Source organism: Streptomyces sp. NPDC002602, assembly GCF_042889445.1.
Classification (GTDB): domain Bacteria; phylum Actinomycetota; class Actinomycetes; order Streptomycetales; family Streptomycetaceae; genus Streptomyces.
Genome location: NZ_JBIAQX010000017.1, coordinates 109,746 through 127,317, shown reverse-complemented (window position 1 = coordinate 127,317; position 17,572 = coordinate 109,746). Strand labels below are relative to the sequence as shown.

The 17,572-nt window shown below is 72.6% G+C and carries 12 protein-coding genes; 8 read left to right on the top strand and 4 right to left on the bottom strand.

Annotated elements, in window-relative coordinates:
• The first annotated feature begins 47 nt into the window (after positions 1-47).
• Positions 48-1,940: an ABC transporter ATP-binding protein gene (locus ACFYW3_RS32290; protein WP_389388105.1), complete on the top strand. Its 1,893-nt coding sequence runs from the start codon at positions 48-50 to the stop codon at positions 1,938-1,940.
• Complete coding sequence (locus tag ACFYW3_RS32285) at positions 1,937-3,718, top strand: ATP-binding cassette domain-containing protein (RefSeq protein WP_389388104.1); 1,782 nt, start codon at positions 1,937-1,939, stop codon at positions 3,716-3,718. Before ACFYW3_RS32290 ends, ACFYW3_RS32285 begins: the two co-directional genes overlap by 4 nt.
• 64 nt (positions 3,719-3,782) lie before the next feature.
• Here ACFYW3_RS32285 and ACFYW3_RS32280 read toward each other — a convergent pair whose 3' ends face one another.
• Positions 3,783-4,397 carry a response regulator transcription factor gene (locus ACFYW3_RS32280; RefSeq protein WP_351750183.1) on the bottom strand — a complete coding sequence of 205 codons (615 nt, stop codon included), beginning with the start codon at positions 4,395-4,397 and terminating at the stop codon, positions 3,783-3,785.
• A gap of 261 nt (positions 4,398-4,658) precedes the next feature.
• Here ACFYW3_RS32280 and ACFYW3_RS32275 point away from each other — a divergent pair, with 261 nt between their 5' ends.
• Positions 4,659-6,146, top strand: coding sequence for an MFS transporter (locus ACFYW3_RS32275; RefSeq protein ID WP_389388103.1), 1,488 nt, complete (start codon positions 4,659-4,661; stop codon positions 6,144-6,146).
• 59 nt (positions 6,147-6,205) lie between these two features.
• On the opposite strand, the gene ACFYW3_RS32270 is transcribed toward ACFYW3_RS32275, so the two are convergent.
• From ACFYW3_RS32270 to ACFYW3_RS32260, 3 genes are all read right to left on the bottom strand, one after another.
• A complete protein-coding gene (locus ACFYW3_RS32270; protein ID WP_351750185.1) occupies positions 6,206-6,445 on the bottom strand; it encodes a chaplin in 240 nt (79 codons plus the stop codon).
• 194 nt (positions 6,446-6,639) lie between these two features.
• Positions 6,640-9,099, bottom strand: coding sequence for a SpoIIE family protein phosphatase (locus tag ACFYW3_RS32265; RefSeq protein WP_351750186.1), 2,460 nt, complete (start codon positions 9,097-9,099; stop codon positions 6,640-6,642).
• A 45-nt stretch (positions 9,100-9,144) separates the two neighbouring features.
• On the bottom strand, positions 9,145-13,668 hold the full coding sequence (locus ACFYW3_RS32260) for a HAMP domain-containing protein (RefSeq protein ID WP_351750187.1): 4,524 nt from the start codon (positions 13,666-13,668) through the stop codon (positions 9,145-9,147).
• A 391-nt stretch (positions 13,669-14,059) separates the two neighbouring features.
• Between ACFYW3_RS32260 and ACFYW3_RS32255 the strand changes: the two genes are divergently transcribed.
• From ACFYW3_RS32255 to ACFYW3_RS32235, 5 genes are all read left to right on the top strand, one after another.
• Positions 14,060-14,977 (top strand): SigB/SigF/SigG family RNA polymerase sigma factor, encoded by a 918-nt coding sequence (locus ACFYW3_RS32255; protein ID WP_351750188.1) that lies wholly within the window; start codon positions 14,060-14,062, stop codon positions 14,975-14,977.
• 164 nt (positions 14,978-15,141) lie between these two features.
• Positions 15,142-15,363 carry a hypothetical protein gene (locus ACFYW3_RS32250; RefSeq protein WP_389388102.1) on the top strand — a complete coding sequence of 74 codons (222 nt, stop codon included), beginning with the start codon at positions 15,142-15,144 and terminating at the stop codon, positions 15,361-15,363.
• Positions 15,360-16,322, top strand: a complete 963-nt coding sequence (locus tag ACFYW3_RS32245) for an anti-sigma factor RsbA family regulatory protein (protein WP_389388101.1) — start codon at positions 15,360-15,362, stop codon at positions 16,320-16,322. The genes ACFYW3_RS32250 and ACFYW3_RS32245 overlap by 4 nt, the downstream gene beginning before the upstream one ends.
• A 112-nt stretch (positions 16,323-16,434) precedes the next feature.
• Positions 16,435-16,806, top strand: coding sequence for an STAS domain-containing protein (locus ACFYW3_RS32240; protein ID WP_053678084.1), 372 nt, complete (start codon positions 16,435-16,437; stop codon positions 16,804-16,806).
• A gap of 197 nt (positions 16,807-17,003) precedes the next feature.
• Positions 17,004-17,555: an ATP-binding protein gene (locus tag ACFYW3_RS32235; RefSeq protein ID WP_351750190.1), complete on the top strand. Its 552-nt coding sequence runs from the start codon at positions 17,004-17,006 to the stop codon at positions 17,553-17,555.
• Positions 17,556-17,572 lie beyond the last annotated feature (17 nt).

The following is a 17,572-nucleotide window of genomic DNA, read 5'->3' as shown; positions in this document are numbered from 1 at the left end:
ACGGTTCGCCGTCCGGGCCCCGACCCACCTCTCAGGAGCCGCCGCGGATGACCCCGCACGACGACCCGCCGGAACCGGCCGTCCTCGCCCACGAACGCTCCCGGGGCACCGCGAGCCCCACCGGCCCGGAGGACCTCCGCTCCGCCGATCGCGCGCTCCGCGACGCCGCCCGACACAGCACCGGACGAGCCACCGCCGTGCTCGGATGCGCGACCGCCGCCTCCGTCGCCGCCCTCGCCGAACCCGCGCTGCTCGGCCTCACCCTCGACCTCCTGCTCCGCCGCGATCAGGCCGCCCCGTACTGGACCCTGCTGTGCGCCGCCGTCATCGTGGCCGAGGTGCTCCTGGACGCCGCCACGACCCGGCTCACCGGCGCGGTGGACGCCCGTTCCACGGCCTGGCTGCGCCGGCTGGGGCTCTCCCGGCTGCTGCGCACCGCGCCCCACCACGCGGCCCGGCTCGCCCCCGGCGAGATCGCCGCGCGACTGACCGCGCACGCCACCGAGGCCGGAACCGTGCCGGCCACCCTCGCGACCGGGATCGCCGCGCTGCTGCCCCCGATCGGGGGACTCGTCGCGCTGTTCGTCATCGATCCCTGGACCGCACTGGCCTTCGTCGCCGGCCTGCCCCCGCTCGTCCTCCTGCTGAGGGCCTTCGCCCGCGACTCCTCGGCCATCGTCTCCCGCTACCAGCGGGCGCAACTCGCGACCGCCGGCCGACTCGTCGAGGCCCTGGCCGGCGCGCGCACCATCGCCGCCGCCGGCACCGCCGCCGGGGAACGCGCCCGGATCCTCGCCCGCCTGCCCGACCTCGACACCGAGGGCCGCCGGATGTGGCAGGTGTACGGCGCGACGATGGCCCGCACCACCGCCCTGATGCCGCTCCTGCTGTACGTCGTCCTCGGCGTGGGCGGCATCCGACTGTCCTCCGGCGCGCTCGACGTCGGGGAACTCCTCGCAGCCGTGCGCTACGCCGGCCTCGCCGCCGGCATCGGGGCCGTCACCGGCAAGCTCAGCGCCGCCGTGCGCGGCCGGGCCGCCGCCCGCCGCACCGCCGAACTGTTCGACCTGCCCGCCCTGGAACACGGCGACCGGCGGCTGCCCGACAACGGCCCCGGCACCCTGGAACTGCGCGGCGTTCGCGTGACCCGCGACGGAACCGCGGTGCTGCGCGACATCGACCTGCTCGTGCCCGGCGGGACCACGGTGGCCGTCGTGGGCGGCTCGGGCTCCGGCAAGACGCTCCTCGCCGCCGTCGCCGGACGCCTCACGGACCCCGACAGCGGGCAGGTGCTGCTGGACGGTGTCCCCTTGCGGGACCTGACCGCCGAAGCCCTGCGCCGCGACGTCGGGCACGCCTTCCACCGGCCCGCCCTGCTCGGTGACAGCGTCGGCGATGCCATCGCGTTCGGCTCGGGCCCACCGCCGGACCCCGAAGCGGTGCGCGGGGCCGCCCGGGCGGCCGGCGCGGACCGGTTCGTACGCCGCCTGCCCCGGGGATACGACACACCGGTGGCCGACGCCCCCATGTCCGGGGGGGAAGTGCAACGCCTCGGCCTGGCCCGGGCGTTCTGCCGCGCGGGCCGACTGCTGATCCTCGACGACGCCACCTCCAGCCTCGACACGGTCACCGCCCGCGAGGTCGAGCGGGCCGTCGCGGAGCAGGTCCGGGCCGGCACCCGGATCGTCGTCGCGCACCGGATCTCCTCGGCCGCCCGGGCCGACCTCGTCGTGTGGCTGGAAGAGGGACGAGTTCGGGCCACCGGCACGCACGTCGAGCTGTGGCGCGATCCGCACTACCGGGCCGTGTTCGCCGCGGGGGCGCGACCGGAACCCGCGCCGGAGCCCGGTCCGGGATCCGCGCCGGCGCCCGGACCCGACACCGGGCGGGCCCGCACGGCCGACCCGATCGGCCCGAGCGGTCAGGGGGCGGCCCGGTGAACGAGCACGGCACCTGGCGGCGGGTGAGCCCCGACGCGCGCCGTTTCCTGCGCGGCCGCACCCCCGCCCTCGCACGACTCGGGGGCTGGTCTCTCCTGGAGTCCGCGCACACCTTCCTCACCGGCTACGGCGTGGCCCGCGCCCTCGACGACGGCTTCCTCGCCGGCCGCACCGCGGTCGGCCTGGGCTGGCTCGCGGTCGCCGGGCTCGGCGCCCTGCTCGGCGCCTTCGCGCTGCGCGGGGTCTTCGCCGCCCTCGCCGACCTGGTGGAACCGCTGCGTGACGGACTCGTGCGCAGGGCCGTGCGGCACGCCCTCGACCGGGCCGTCGCCGACCCGTCCCGCGCCGCGGACGCAGGCGCCGTCTCCCGGCTCACCCAGCAGACGGAGATGGCCCGCGACTCCTTCGCGGGCATCGTCCTCACGGCCCGTTCGTTCGTCTTCACGGCCGTCGGCGCACTGGTCGGCATGGCGGCCCTCGCCCCCGTGCTGCTGCTCGTCGTACTGCCCCCGCTGCTGCTGGGACTCGGCCTCTTCCTCGCCACGCTGCGCCCCATGGCCGGCGTGCAACGCGACTCCCTCGACACCGACGAGGCGCTGTCGAGCCGGGTGGGCGCGGTCGGGGAGGGACTGCGCGACATCGTGGCCTGCGGTGGCGGAGCGAGCGCGAGCTCCGGGGTGGAGACCCTGATCGGGGCGCAGGAGCGGCTGACCCGCCGCCTCGCCCGGTGGGCGGCCGTGCGGACCGTCGCCCTGGGGGCGGCGGGCCGGCTGCCGGTGATCGCCCTGCTGGTGGCGGCCCCGTGGCTGCTGGACCGGGGGGTCACCGCCGGGACCCTGGTGGGCGCCCTCACCTACCTCGTACAGGCGCTGTTGCCCGCCCTGCACTCCCTGATGACGGCCCTCGGATCCGCCGGCACCCGGCTGCTGGTGGTACTGGAGCGTTTCTGCGAGCCCGAGGTCGAGCCCGAGCCCGCCCCGAAGCCGCCACATTCCTCCTCGCCGCGGGCGCCTGCACAGGCGCCAGCCGCGCCGCCCGTCCCGGCGTCCGCCGCGGAGCTGCGCGGCGTGACCTTCGCCTACGGCCCCCGGGCGGCCCCCGTACTGGTGGACCTCGACCTGGTCGTCCGCCCGGGCGAGCACCTCGCCGTCGTCGGCCCGAGCGGCATCGGCAAGTCGACGCTCACCGCGCTGCTCGCCGGGCTGCTCAGCCCCGACCGGGGCACGGTCCTGGTCGCCGGAGCGGCCGCACGCCCCGAGCGGGACGCCTCGGGGCCGGATCCACGACGCACGCTGCTGCCCCAGCAGGCCTACGTCTTCACCGGCACCGTCCGGGAGAACCTGACCCACCTGTGCCCCGGAGCGCGGCCACCCGACGACGCCCGGGTGCGCGAGGCGGTCGCCGCCCTGGGCGCGGGCGGCCTCGTCGAGCGGCTCGGCGGCCTGGACGGGGCCGTCGTGCCACGGCGGCTGTCCCAGGGCGAGTGCCAGCACCTCGCCCTGGCCGCGGCCCACCTCTCACCCGCTCCGCTGCTGCTGCTCGACGAGGCCACCTGTCATCTGGACCCGCGCACCGAGGCGCGCGCCGAAGAGGCCCTCGCCGCCCGTCCGGGCACCCTGGTCGTGGTGGCCCACCGGATCTCGTCGGCGGCCCGGGCCGACCGGGTCCTCGTGCTGGACGGGACCCGGGCGGTGTGCGGCACGCACGAGGAACTCCCGGGCAGATCGCCCCTGTACCGGGACCTGGTGGGGCTCTGGAACGCCACCGGGGAGGACTGAGACGGGTCCCGCCCCCGGGCGGGGCGCTCTCGGCCCCGGCCTCGGCCCGCGGGCGGCCGCGGTCTCAGACCCAGCCTTCCCTGCGTGATATGCGGATGGCGTCGATGCGGTTGCGCGCGCCGGCCTTGCGCGTGGCGGCGGCCATGTAGTTGCGTACGGTGCCGCTGGCCAGGTGCAGGGCGCTGGCTATCTCGGCTATCGAATCGCCCTCCGCCGCGCGGGCCAGCACACTGAGTTCGCGCGGACTCAGCGGTACCGGGTCCGCCTCCATGCAGGCGGACGCGAGCGAGGCGTCGACGAAACGCTCACCGGCCGCGACCCGTCGCACGGCCCGTACCAGGCGGCCCGGCGAGCCGTCCTTGTCCACACACCCCAGCACGGGTGCACGGAACGCCCTCCGCAGCGATCCGGGCGTACCCGCCGAGGCCAGCACCAATATCGGTGAGGACGTGGGGGAGGAGGGGGAGTGCCGGTCCCTGCGGCCCATCCCCGCGAGGAGCGGAGCGGCACCCGGACAGTCGAGGTCGACGACCGTGACGTCGGGGCGTAAGGACTCCGTCTCGCGCACCGCGGCCCGCCAGCCCACGGCGGTGACTTCGAAGGGGCCCTCGGATCTCAACAGGGCTGCGAGGGCGGAGCGGACCAGGCGAACGCTGTGCACGACCAGGACCTTCGTCATGGCGGAACTGCTCCTTCGGTAAGCGGCAACGGCATGAAGCGGCTGCCCCCGCACCGGACTGCTGGAACGTCACTGTGGGGGCGCTCTGGGTTGTTCGAGAACGTTGGCCGAGATCCCTCGGGGATGGCCTTCCGCCTTTGGCGGGGAACGTACTTGAGTGTGGCGCCGCACCGCGTTCGCGCCCCCGCGCCCTCGTACAAACGTCCTCCCGAATCGAACGGGTTCGATCGGGTCGGCGTGCCGGCAGCCACACACCGGCGCATGCTGGTGGTGGCGGTTGGCGGGGGCTGCGGACAGGACGTGCTGATGGGCGTGGACGAGGTGGCCACCGGATCGCGCGGGCGCCGGCTGTTCTCCGGCCGGGACCGCGCCGTCATCGCGGCGGCCTCGCTGTCGATGCTCCTGGTCCAGATGGACTGGTTCGCCCTCAACCTGATGCTGCCGGTGATCGCCCGGGACTTCTCCACTCCCACCACCGACCTCCAGTGGCTGGTCAGCGGCTACATGCTGACCCTGGGAGCCCTGATGATCACCGGCGGTCGGGCCGCCGACGTCCACGGCCGCCGCACCGTCATCGTGTGGGGGCTGACCGGCTTCGCCCTGGTGTCCGTGGTGTGCGCCGCCGCGCAGAACGAGCTCTGGTTGGTCGTCGGACGAGTCGTGCAGGGCGCCACGGCGGCACTGATCTTCCCCGTGGCCGTCGCGGTCGTCACCGCCCACTTCCGCGACGACCGACAAGGCCGCGCCGTGGGCACCGTATTGGCCTTCAGCGCGATCGGCACCGCGCTCGGACCCTTCGTGGGCGGAGCCTTCGCCGAGCACGTCAGTTGGCGGGCCGTCTTCCTGCTGAACGTGCCCTTCTGCGCCGTCGCCGCCTTCCTCATGCTGCGCTTCGTCACCGACACCCGCGACGAGGAGGCCGGACACGGACTGGACCTGCCCGGCGCCGTCACCGTGGCCGCCGGCCTCACCGCCATCATGATCGCCGTCGACCAGGGCGGTCGCTGGGGCTGGGCCTCCCCGGCCACCCTCGGCTGTCTGGTCGCGGGAGCCCTGTTGCTCGTCCTGTTCGTGGTGATCGAACGGCGGACCGCCGAGCCTCTGCTCGACCTGTCCCTGCTGCGGAACGGGCCCTTCGTGACCGTCACGCTGGCCGGCTCCGTGTCGAACATCGTGTACTGCCTGGTGGCGGTCCTGTCCGCGCTGTACCTCCAGCAGGCCCGCGGGCTCTCCCCGCTGGACGCCGGGCTGATCTTCCTCGCGCTGTCCGTCGGCGCGGGCGCCGCCAGCTACTGGTCCGGGCACCTCGCCCACCGGTGGCGGCCCGAGACGCTGATGGCCGGCGGCCTCGTACTGAGCGGACTCGGCCTGCTGGTGCTGACGTGGACGAACCCGTTGGCCCTGTACACCGCGGTCTTCGCGGTCGTGGGCGTCGGACTCGGGTTCGGCTGGGCCCTGACCAACGTGGCCACCCAGTCGTACGTTCCCGAGAACCGCCTGGCCGCCGCCTCCGGGCTGGTCCTCACCTCGCTGGTCCTGCTCGGCGCCGTGGCCGTGGCCGTCGCGGCGACCGTCCTGGAGGCCCTCAGCGGATCGGCGGAGCGGGCCGCCTCCGACGGACCGGCCATCGAGGCGGTGCTGCGGGTCGCGGCGCTCCTGTCGCTCGTGGGCGCCGCCGCGCTCCTCCCGCTGATCCGGGCGGGACGCCGGTCGCCCCCGAGGACGACCGGAACCCTTCCGACGCCGTGACCGTCACCCCGCCGCCCCGTCAGAGGCGGCAGGGCGGGAACACGGTGCCCGTCGAGCGGTCAGGCGTTGACGCAGGTGTTGCCGAACGCCGGGTTGAGCAGGCCGATGACGCTGACGGAGTTGCCGCAGGCGTTGATCGGGATGTGGATGGGCACCTGAACGACGTTGCCGGACAGGACACCGGGGGAACCGATCGCCGCACCCTGCGCACCGGCGTCGGCGGAGGCCATGGAGGCTCCACCGATCACGACGGCTCCGGTGGCGAGGGCGAGGGCGGCGGTCTTCAGAACACGCGACATGGGAACTCCTTCAAAGGCGGTGACGGACCCGCCCCGTGAAGGGGCGTGCCCCGGGGCCCCGTCGGGACCCACGCAAGTGTTTCGTTCCGTACCGCCGATCCGGCTTGGCCCTGCCCCGGTCATTCCCTCGCACGAGTGACTCCCTGGGCCAAGTGCGCGACCCACCTGGGGAATTCCCGGGCGGTCGGGCCGGCTCAGCGCACCTGGACCCCGACCAGGCAGGTGTCGTCGTCCGTGTCGGACCTGCTGTGGGTCAGCAGGCGATCGAGCCGGCTCTCCAGCGACGGGGACTCCCGTTGTGCGAGGCCCAGGAGTTGGGTCAGGGAATCCATCATGGAGGTGTCCCGGCGCTCCACGAGCCCGTCGGTGTACATCAGCACGGTGTCCTCCGCTTCGAGCTGCACCTCTTCCTCCTCGTACTCCGCGTTCGGCACCGCGCCCAGCAGCAGGCCCTTGGCCAGCGGGAAAGCCGTGGCCCGATCGCCCCGCACGAGGATGGGCGGCAGATGTCCCGCACGCGCCCAACGCAACACCCGGCGGTCCGGATCGAAGATCCCGCACACGGCGGTCGCGGTCAGGTCGCTGGTCAGGTGGTGGGCGACCGCGTTCAGCCAGGTGAGCAACTGGGCGGGCCCGGCCCCGGTCACCGCGAGGCCGCGCAGGGCGTTGCGCAGGACCACCATGCCCGTGGCCGCCTCGATGCCGTGACCGGCGACGTCCCCGACGCACAGGAGTACCTGCCGGTTCGGCAGGACGACCGAGTCGTACCAGTCCCCGCCGATCAGGGCCTGCGACTCGGCGGGCCGGTACCGCACCCCGATGCGGATCCCCGGCGCGTCGAGCGGCGCGGGCGCGGGCGGCATGATCGCGTGCTGCAACTGCAACGCGAGACGGCTGCGCTCCGCCGACTCCGCCTCGGTGTAGGCCAGTTGGTCCCGGGTGGCGGCCAGAGCCACCTCGGTCCAATGCTGGGCGGAGATGTCCTGGTAGGCGCCCCGTACGGCGAACAGCGACCCGTCCGCGTCCTGGACGGGCTCCGCGACGATGCGGATGTGCCGGGTGACGCCGTCCGGACGCTGGAGGCGGAAGGCCACGGAGGCCTCGCGCCGGTAGTGCATCAGCGTGCGCAGGAACCGACTGATCGACGTGATGTCATCGGGGTGCGCGTGGGCGGGGAGCGCCTCCAAGGGCACCGGCGAGGCTCCCGCCGGCAGCCCGTACAGCGAGAAGAGCTGCCCGTTCCAGGTGATCTCGCCCGTGGTGAAGTTCTCCTCGAAGCCGCCGATCCGGCCGAGCCGCTGCGCGTGTTGCAGCAGACTGGCCAGCCGAGCGGTCTCGTCCTCGATCCGCCAGATCAACAGGAGCGCGGCGCCGTGCCGCGTGATGCTGGCGTCGGCCACGGCGGTGAGCGGCACGTCGTCGATGAAGGCGGTCAGCGTCATCCGCCGGGTCTGGAACGACTCCCCGGTGGCGTAGACGCGGTCCAGCTTCTCGAAGAGCCCGTTGTCCTCGGCCGCCAGGGGGTACGCCTCCAGGAACGTGGAGCCGCTCACGGCGCTGCGGGGCCGACCGGCGGGGTCGGTGAAATGGTCGTTGGCGTGGTGGACCCGGAAGTCCGTCAGGCCGCCGGCGGGACCGAGGATCGGCGTGAGGACGAGCGCCGGATCGTGCAAGTGGTCCGCGAGCGCCGTCAGTTCGGACACCGCCACCTGCGGCGGCCGGCCCGGCACCGAGGGCGTGCCCGCGCCCGTCGGATCCTCCAACGTGTGGGCGCACAGCTCCGCCAACGCCTCGATCTGGCGGATGATCCGCGGCGGCTGCGGGGCCAGCGGCTGCGGCCAGCACACCTCCAGCACGCCGTGGATGCGGCCGCCCGTCCCGGCGGGTACCGCTATGCGCCCCCCGTGCGGGTGCCGACGGCGCCCGATCGAGGGCATGCCGGAGTCGGAGAGCCGGGAGACGAAGGCGGGCCCCCGCTCGACGAGCGCGAGCCGCGCGCAGGTGGCCACCTCGGGCGGGACGTACCGCCAGCGCAGCGCCTCGTCCTCGGTGAACCCGGCCTGGCCGGCGAGCGTCAGCGAGGAGTCGGCCCCCGCGAGCCAGATGGCCACCCCGTGCGCCCCGAGCGGGGCCAACGCGTTCTCCAACAGGGCGGTCGCCACGGCCTGGGCGTCCGAGGCGGACAACAGACCGCTCTCGGCCGCCCGCAGCCGCACCGCGGCCGAGCCGTCCGAGTCGTCGCCGTCGGCCGCGGCGCGGTCCAGGAACTCGGCCGCGAGCTCACTGACCCGGTCGCGGGACGCCTCGTTGATGATCTCCACCGAGAGTCCGAGCACGCTCGTGCCCGACTGCTCGGCCAGGATCGCCAACTGCCGCGCCGCCTCGGCGGGACCACAGCCCAGTTTGCCGACGAGGACACCCTTGGCCATCTCGATCAGGGCCCGCCCGTCCGAGGCCGACTGTGCCTCGCGCACCTCCCGGCGCAGACGTTCCACGGTGGCGGCCAGCGGACCCACGTCGCCGCCGGGATCCGGCCGCTCGGCCGGACCGGGCCCACCCGACCGGGAGCCGCGGGCGGCGGGAACGGTGACGTCGTCCGCCTCCGGGGCCGACAGCTCACCCCGCGGTCCGTCTTGGTGTCGAGGGCTGTTCACGATGAGTCCGGGCTCCTGGGCGAGGGCGTGGGGGGCGGCGGGGAATCAGACACGTGCGGCCCCCGGGACGTCCCGCGGCAGCAGCCAGTGCCGGACGCGGGCCATGAGGTCGTCGGCGTCCACCGGCTTGGTGACGTAGTCGCTGGCTCCCGAAGCGAGGCTCTTCTCCCGGTCACCGGGCATCGCCTTCGCGGTGACCGCGATGATCGGCAGGTCGGCGTACGCCGGCATGCGACGGATCTCGGTGGTCGCCGCGTACCCGTCCATCTCGGGCATCATCACGTCCATCAGGATGAGATGGATCCCGGGATGACCGGTCAGGGCATCGATGGCGGTACGGCCGTTCTCCGCGTGCACGACCTGGATGCCGTGCAGTTCGAGGATGCCGCTGATCGCGTACAGGTTCCGCGCGTCGTCGTCGACCACCAGGACGGAACGGCCGGCCAGACCGTCGTCGAGGAACGCGGGAACGGCGGCGGGGGAGTCCTGCGAACGGACCAGGGAGGGGACGTCACCGGGTTCCTGGGCGGAGAGGTGCAGCGAGATCCGCTCCCGCAGCTCGTCCAGGCTGGACAGCACCTCCAACGGCTGCGACGCCGTGTGCTCGTGCAGCTCACGCTGTTGCGCCGCGTCGAGACGACGGTTGTCGTGGGCGAGCACGGGCAGGGAGGCCAGCGCCGAGTCCCCGGCCAGGGCCCGCAGGAAGCGCAGCGCCTCCCCGTCCTGGCCGAGTTCGAGGACCACGCAGTGGAACGGCGCGGCGGCGAGCACCTCCGCCGCCTCCTGGGCGCTCACGGCGGTCACCACCTCGACGGGCTCGTCCGCCGCGAACGGCGAGCGGCCCAGCGCGAGATCGTGGGTGGCGCTCTCGGCGACCAGCGTCAGCAGCCCGTTGCTGCGCTCCTCGATCACCAGGAGCCGGCGCGGGCGTCGCTCGGGACCGGGACCCGGTGTCCGGCCCCGCTGCTCACCGACGGTGCTTCCGGTCGGTTCGGTACGGGGACCCACCAGGGCGCGGTCGGCGAACTCCGTCCGGGCCACCGGCAGGTAGAGGGTGAAGACGGAGCCCTCGCCCGGGTCGCTGAGGGCGGTGACGGCGCCCCCGAGGAGCTGGGCGATCTCCCGGGTGATGGAGAGCCCGAGTCCGGTGCCCCCGTACTTGCGGCTGGTCGTGCCGTCGGCCTGCTGGAACGCGGCGAAGATCGATTCGAGTTGGTGCTCCGCGATGCCGATGCCGGTGTCCTTCACGCGGAAGGCGACCATCGGCCCGCCGTGGCTCAGCCCGGCCGGCACGTCGGCGGCGGCCACGGGCTCGATCCGCAGTTCCACCCGGCCGTGCTCGGTGAACTTCACCGCGTTGGAGAGCAGGTTGCGCAGGATCTGGCGCAGCCGCGAGTCGTCGGTGAGCAGGTCCACCGGTACCCCGGTGGCGGTCGTGATCTCGAACTCCAGGCTCTTCTGGCTGGTCAACGGCCGGAAGGTGGCGTCTACGTAGTCGAGGAGCCGCCTGAGCGGGACCCGCTCGGGGTTGATGTCCATCTTCCCCGCCTCGACCTTCGACAGGTCGAGGATGTCGTCGATCAGTTGGAGGAGGTCGGAACCGGCCGAGTGGATGATGCCCGCGTACTCGACCTGCTTGGGGGAGAGGTTGCGGCTGGGGTTCTGCGCGAGCAGTTGGGCCAGGATCAGCAGGCTGTTGAGCGGGGTGCGCAGCTCGTGGCTCATGTTGGCCAGGAACTCCGACTTGTACTTCGAGGCCAGCGAAAGCTGCTGGGCGCGGTCCTCCAGCTCCTGACGGGCCTGCTCGATCTCCAGGTTCTTGGTCTCGATGTCGCGGTTCTGGCTGGCGAGGAGAGCCGCCTTCTCCTCCAGTTCGGCATTGGAGCGCTGGAGTTCGTCCTGCTGTACCTGGAGTTCCTCGGAGCGGGCCTGGAGTTCGCCGGTCAGCCGCTGGGACTCGCCGAGGAGCTCGTCGGTGCGCGCGTTGGCCACGATCGTGCTGACGTTGACGCCCACGGTCTCCATCAGCCGGCCCAGGAAGTCGCGGTGGACGGCGGTGAACTCCTTGAACGAGGCGAGCTCGATCACGCCGAGCACCTGGTCCTCCACCACGATGGGCAGCACGATCAGGCACGCGGGCGCGGAGCGGCCGAGGCCGGAGGAGATCAGGTAACCGGCGGGCACGTCCTCGGCGACGATGATGCGGCGGCTTCGTGCGGCCTGGCCGACCAGCGTCTCGCCCGGGGTGAGGCGGTCGCTCTCGGATTGGCCCGCGGGGCGTCCGTACGAGCCGATGAGGGTGAGCCAGGACTGCCCGTCGGTCTCGTCGGCCAGGTAGAACGCCCCGTAGCTGGCGGCCACCAGCGGGGTCAGTTCGTCCATGACCAGCTCCGCGACGACCGAGAGGTCGCGGTGGCCCTGCATCAGGCCGGAGATCCGGGCCAGATTGGACTTGAGCCAGTCCTGTTCGAGATTGGCGCGGGTCGTCTCGCGCAGCGATCCGACCATCGAGTTGATGTTGTCCTTGAGCTCGGCCACCTCGCCGGAGGCGTCGACCGTGATCGAGCGGGTCAGGTCCCCCTCGGCGACGGCGCTGGCGACCTCCGCGATGGCGCGCACCTGCCGGGTCAGGTTGCCCGCCAGCTCGTTGACGTTCTCCGTCAGCCGCTTCCAGGTGCCCGACACGCCCTCCACCTCGGCCTGGCCGCCGAGCCTGCCCTCGCTGCCGACCTCGCGGGCGACACGGGTGACCTCGGCCGCGAAGGAGGACAACTGGTCCACCATCGTGTTGATGGTGGTCTTGAGCTCGAGGATCTCGCCCCGCGCGTCCACGTCGATCTTCTTCGACAGATCGCCGTTGGCCACGGCGGTGGTGACGAGGGCGATGTTGCGGACCTGGCCGGTGAGGTTGTTGGCCATCGAGTTGACGTTGTCGGTGAGGTCCTTCCAGGTGCCCGCCACGTTGGGGACGCGGGCCTGCCCGCCGAGCCTGCCCTCCGTGCCGACCTCGCGGGCCACGCGGGTGACCTCGTCGGCGAAGGCCGACAGCGTGTCCACCATCGTGTTGATCACTCCGGCGAGCGCCGCGACCTCGCCCTTGGCCTCGACGGTGATCTTCTGCGAGAGGTCACCGCGGGCGACCGCGGTGGCCACCTGGGCGATCGAGCGGACCTGCCCGGTGAGGTTGGACGCCATGACGTTGACGTTGTCGGTGAGGTCCTTCCAGGTGCCCGAGACGCCCCGGACCGTGGCCTGACCGCCCAGGTTGCCCTCGGTGCCGACCTCTCGGGCGACGCGGGTGACCTCGTCGGCGAAGGCGGAGAGCTGGTCGACCATCGTGTTGATGGTCTCCTTCAGTTCCAGGATCTCGCCGCGCGCGTCGACCCGGATCTTCTGCGTCATGTCGCCCCGGGCCACCGCCGTGGTGACCTCGGCGATCGACCTGACCTGCGCGGTGAGGTTGTCGGCCATGAAGTTGACCGAGTCGGTGAGGTCGCGCCAGGTACCGGAGACGCCCTTGACGTCCGCCTGTCCGCCGAGCCGACCCTCGGTGCCGACCTCCCGGGCGACGCGGGTGACCTCGTCGGCGAAGGCCGAGAGCTGGTCGACCATCGTGTTGATCGTCGTCTTCAGTTCCAGGATCTCGCCGCGCGCGTCGACCCGGATCTTCTGCGACAGATCGCCCTTCGCCACGGCGGTGGCCACCTGGGCGATGGACCGCACCTGCGCCGTCAGGTTGCCGGCCATGAAGTTGACCGAGTCGGTGAGGTCGCGCCAGGTACCGGAGACGCCCTTGACGTCCGCCTGTCCGCCCAGGATCCCCTCGGTGCCCACCTCGCGGGCCATTCTGGTGACCTCGTCGGCGAAGGCGGAGAGCTGGTCGACCATGGTGTTGATGGTGTTCTTGAGTTCCAGGATCTCGCCGCGGGCGTCGACGGCGATCTTCTGGGACAGGTCGCCCTTGGCGACGGCGGTGGTCACCTGGGCGATGTTGCGCACCTGGTCGGTGAGGTTGCCGGCCATGAAGTTGACCGAGTCGGTGAGGTCCCGCCACACGCCCGCGACGCCCGGCACCTCGGCCTGTCCGCCGAGCCGGCCCTCGCTGCCGACCTCTCGGGCGACGCGGGTGACCTCGTCGGCGAAGGAGGAGAGCTGGTCCACCATCGTGTTGACGGTGTCCTTGAGTTCCAGGATCTCGCCGCGCGCCGCCACGTCGATCTTCTGGGACAGGTCTCCGCGGGCCACGGCCGTGGCGACCTGCGCGATGTCGCGCACCTGGGTGGTGAGGTTGCCGGCCATCGCGTTCACGGAGTCGGTCAGGTCCGCCCAGGTCCCCGACACGCCGGGCACCTCGGCCTGCCCGCCCAGCGTTCCCTCGGTGCCGACCTCGCGCGCGACGCGGGTCACCTCCGAGGTGAAGAGCGAGAGCTGGTCGACCATGCCGTTGAACACGGTCGCGATCTCGCCGAGGAGACCGTCCGCCTCGTCGGGGAGCCGCGTGCCGAAGTCGCCGTCACGGACGGCCGTCAAGCCGGCCAGGAGCTGACGCAGCTCCGGTTCTCCGACCACTCCCGGCGCGGTCCTCTCGACATTCGAGCGCACGCCTGCCTGCCTGGCCATCTGTCCCCCGCTCAGTTCCCGGATTCCCGCGGTGCCGTTGACGGGCGGTGCGGCACTGCATCGTCCGGCCGCCGAAGCCCCACGGGTCCGGTCGGTCGGCGAACAAGGTGAAGACTATCCGGCGAGGTCCCCGGTCCCGCTTCGTTCCCCGGACGCCGGCGCGGGGCCCGCGACCGCGACATCGAGGGACCCCCGCTCCGACATGCGGACACCGGCCGGACATGAACCCATTGGATCGAGCCAAGACTGACCGAAAATAATCGATGATTGACCGTGTAGAGCCCGAAAGCGGGGGCAAGAGCGGCAACGAAGCCATCCGCACCAGGGAGGGAACGTCGCCATGCCTCGCTCTGTCGCAGTCGTCAGCCCCGTACGTGAGACAGCCGCCGAGGTCGTTCCCCCGACCGGATTCCCGGCGGTGGAGTCCTTCACGGAACTGCCCCCCGTGGGGAACGCCCGCGAGGTCGCACCCGGCGACGCGCGCGAACTCTCCCGCCTGTTCCTGACCCGCCTGCGGTCCCTGGAGGAGGGCACGCGCGAGTACCAGTACGCGCGCAACACCCTCATCGAGATGAACATCTCCCTCGTCCACTTCGCCGCCCGGCGCTTCCGCGGTCGGGCGAGCGGCGGCGGTGTGGAGATGGAGGACATCGTCCAGGTGGGCACCATCGGCCTCATCAAGGCGATCGACCGTTTCGACCCGGAGCGGGAGGTCGAGTTCTCCACCCTCGCCCTCCCCTACATCACGGGCGAGATCAAGCGCTACTTCCGTGACACGACGTGGGCCGTTCACGTCCCCCGCCGGCTCCAGGAACTGCGCACGGAACTCGCCAAGAGCCAGGAAGAGCTGACGGACGTGCTCGGCCGGGCGCCGACGGTCAAGGAGATCGCCGAACACCTGGAACTCGGCGAGGAAGAGGTCATCGAGGGTCTGGTGGCCGCCAACGGCTACACCAGCGGCTCCCTTGACGCCTCCGCCGACTCCGACGAGCAGGCGACGAGCGGACGCAGGACCCGACCGCTGGCCGAGAGCATGGGCGAGGCGGACCCGGCCGTGGAGCTCTTCGAGGAGATGCACACGTTGGCACCGCTGCTCGGCCGGCTGCAGGAGCGCGACCGTCTGATCCTGCGGATGCGCTTCGGCCAGGAGAAGACCCAGGCCGAGATCGGCGCCGAACTCGGCATCTCCCAGATGCAGGTCTCCCGCCTCCTGTCGCGGATCCTCACCCAACTGCGGAGCGGCATGCTCGCCGCCTGAACCCGTCCCGCGGGCGGCACCACCGGACCCTTCCGGCGGTGCCGCCCTTCCGCGTGTCCGGCCGGCCCGGCCGTGTCCGACGGACCCACGTCCAGGAGTCCACGGCGCCGGTAGGATCCTTGCGTCAGTCGATGTCGATTTCGCCCCGCCTACGAGGGAAGAGCGTGCCTTCACCCCACCACCGCCGGCTCTGCTCACCCGGCGCCGCCGGCGAGCACGCGCTCCTCCCGTACGAGGACGACGCGGCGTGGGCCGAGGCAGTGGCGCGCTTCGTAAGGCATCCGCGACCGACGGACACGCCGCCGGGCGTCGTACCCCCGCGCGCCCGACCGGGCATACGACCCGCCCGCAGCGCGGACCGCGACACCCGCGAGGTCACCTCGTGATCGACACGACCTCCCCGGCGACCGCCCCCGGAGCGTTCGTCCACCCGGCCCTCTTCTACCGGGACCCCGAGGAATACACGGCCGGCGCGGGCGACTTCGTCCGCACGGCACTCGCCGCCGACGAGCCGGTCCTCGTCGCCGTCCCGGGCGCGAGCCTGGACGCGCTGCGCCGGTACCTGGGCTCCGACGCCGATCACATCGACGGCGTGGACATGACGGAGCTGGGGCGCAACCCCGGCCGCATCCTTGCCGCCCTGCAGGGCTTCGCCGACCGACACCCGGGTCGCACCGCGCGGATCGTGGGCGAGCCGATCTGGCGGGGCCGTTCCCGGGCCGAGGTCCTGGAGGCCACCCGCCACGAGGCGCTCATCAACACCGCCTTCGCACACCGGTCCGCGACCATCCTCTGCCCGTACGACACGAGCGCCCTCGCCCCCGAGGTGGTCGCCGACGCCCGGCGCACCCACCCCACCGTGATCGAGGCCGGCCGGGAACTCGCCAGCCCCGCCTACACCGACGCCGCCGTCGTCTGCGCCGACTGCGACCTCCCGCTGCCCGAACCCTCCGCGGAGGCCGTCCTCGTCGACTACGCGGCGGGCCGGCTCGCCCACGTACGCGAACACGCGCAGACCTGGGCCCGGCGGACGGCGCTCGACCCCGGGCGGCGCGACGACCTGGTCCTCGCCATCAGCGAGGCGGCCGCCAACTCGGTCGCCCACGGTGGCGGGAAGGGGCGGCTACGACTGTGGACCACACCCGCGGGCGACGTGGTCGCGGAGGTCAGTGACGGCGGCCGCCTCGGCGACCCGCTCGCCGGACGATCGCGCCCCGCCCTGGCCTCCGGCAACGGGGGTCGCGGCCTGTGGATGATCCATCAACTGTGCGACCTCGTCGAGGTCAGGGCCCTCGACACCGGACTCACCCTGCGCCTGCACATGACGATCAACCGGCAGTCATGAGCACGACCAAGAGTGACGAACCCGCTGTAGAGTGCAGACGCGAACACGCGCAACGGAAAAGACAGTGCATCGGAAGGCTGACGTGGGAACTCGCGACCTAGGGGACAGTGACGTGCCGCCCCGCGCCGACAACGAGACGGTCGAGCCGCGGCGGGCCGAACTCCGGCACAGCGAGCCGGACGCCGTGGTGTGCGCGCTCTCCGGAGACCTCGACCTCGACAGCCTGGGATCCGTCCAGCCCGTCCTGGACGAGGCGATCGGGTCGGGCCCGTCCCGGCTGGTGATCGACCTCTCGGGAGTCGGATTCTGCGACTCCTCGGGCCTCAACCTGCTGCTGAGCCTGCGGCTGGACACCGAACGGGAGGGCATCGCGCTGCGACTGGCGGCGCCCACCGACCAGTTGTCGAGGCTGCTCCAGCTCACCGGCGCGGACGGCGTCTTCACCATCAGCCGCACCGTGCCGGAAGCCCTCGCCACGGGATGAACCCCGTCACCGCCTCGCACCTGCCGTGACTCCTCCCAGGAGGGGGACCGGCACCCGCATCCGAGGTGTTCAAGAGGACAGGGCGGGTATGCGCGGGGTCTGGGACACCGAAACGGTCGATCCGGACTTTTACCGGGCCAGGACGGCAGGAGTACGACATCAACGACAAGACGAGTGCCCCAGGGGGTGAGACCACAGTGACGCCCATCGGACCGGAGACCGGCGATCCGCTGCGCGCGGACACCAAGGCCGTGACCCAGCGCCGGCGCCTCGCGCTGAGCGGGACCCGCGGCCAGGTCGCCAAGGGACGAGATTTCACCCGGGAAGCCCTGCGTGACTGGGGATGGGACGGTCACGAGACCGCCGAGGACGTCCTGCTCATCGTGTCCGAGCTGCTGACCAACGCCGTCATGCACGCCGGCGGTTGCCAGGAGTTCGTGATCGCGGCCGCGGGCGACGTCCTGCGCATCGAGGTCTTCGACGGGGAGACCGAACTGCCGCGCCCCCGTCCCAGGCAGCAGGGGGCGACGCCGGGAGGCCACGGCCTCTACATAGTGCGGCGCCTCTCGGACCGTTGGGACGCCCAGGCCCACGCCCACGGCAAGGTGGTCTGGGCGGAGGTCGACGTGGTGCGCCTGACGACCGGCCTGCCCGCCCCCGCTCCGGCGCCGAGCACGCTGCCGACCACGTCGGCCCCCGCAGCCCCCCTCCTCGACGGCGTCCCCCTCCAGGCGGACACACACGGCTGAACCGCGATCGCGCGCCG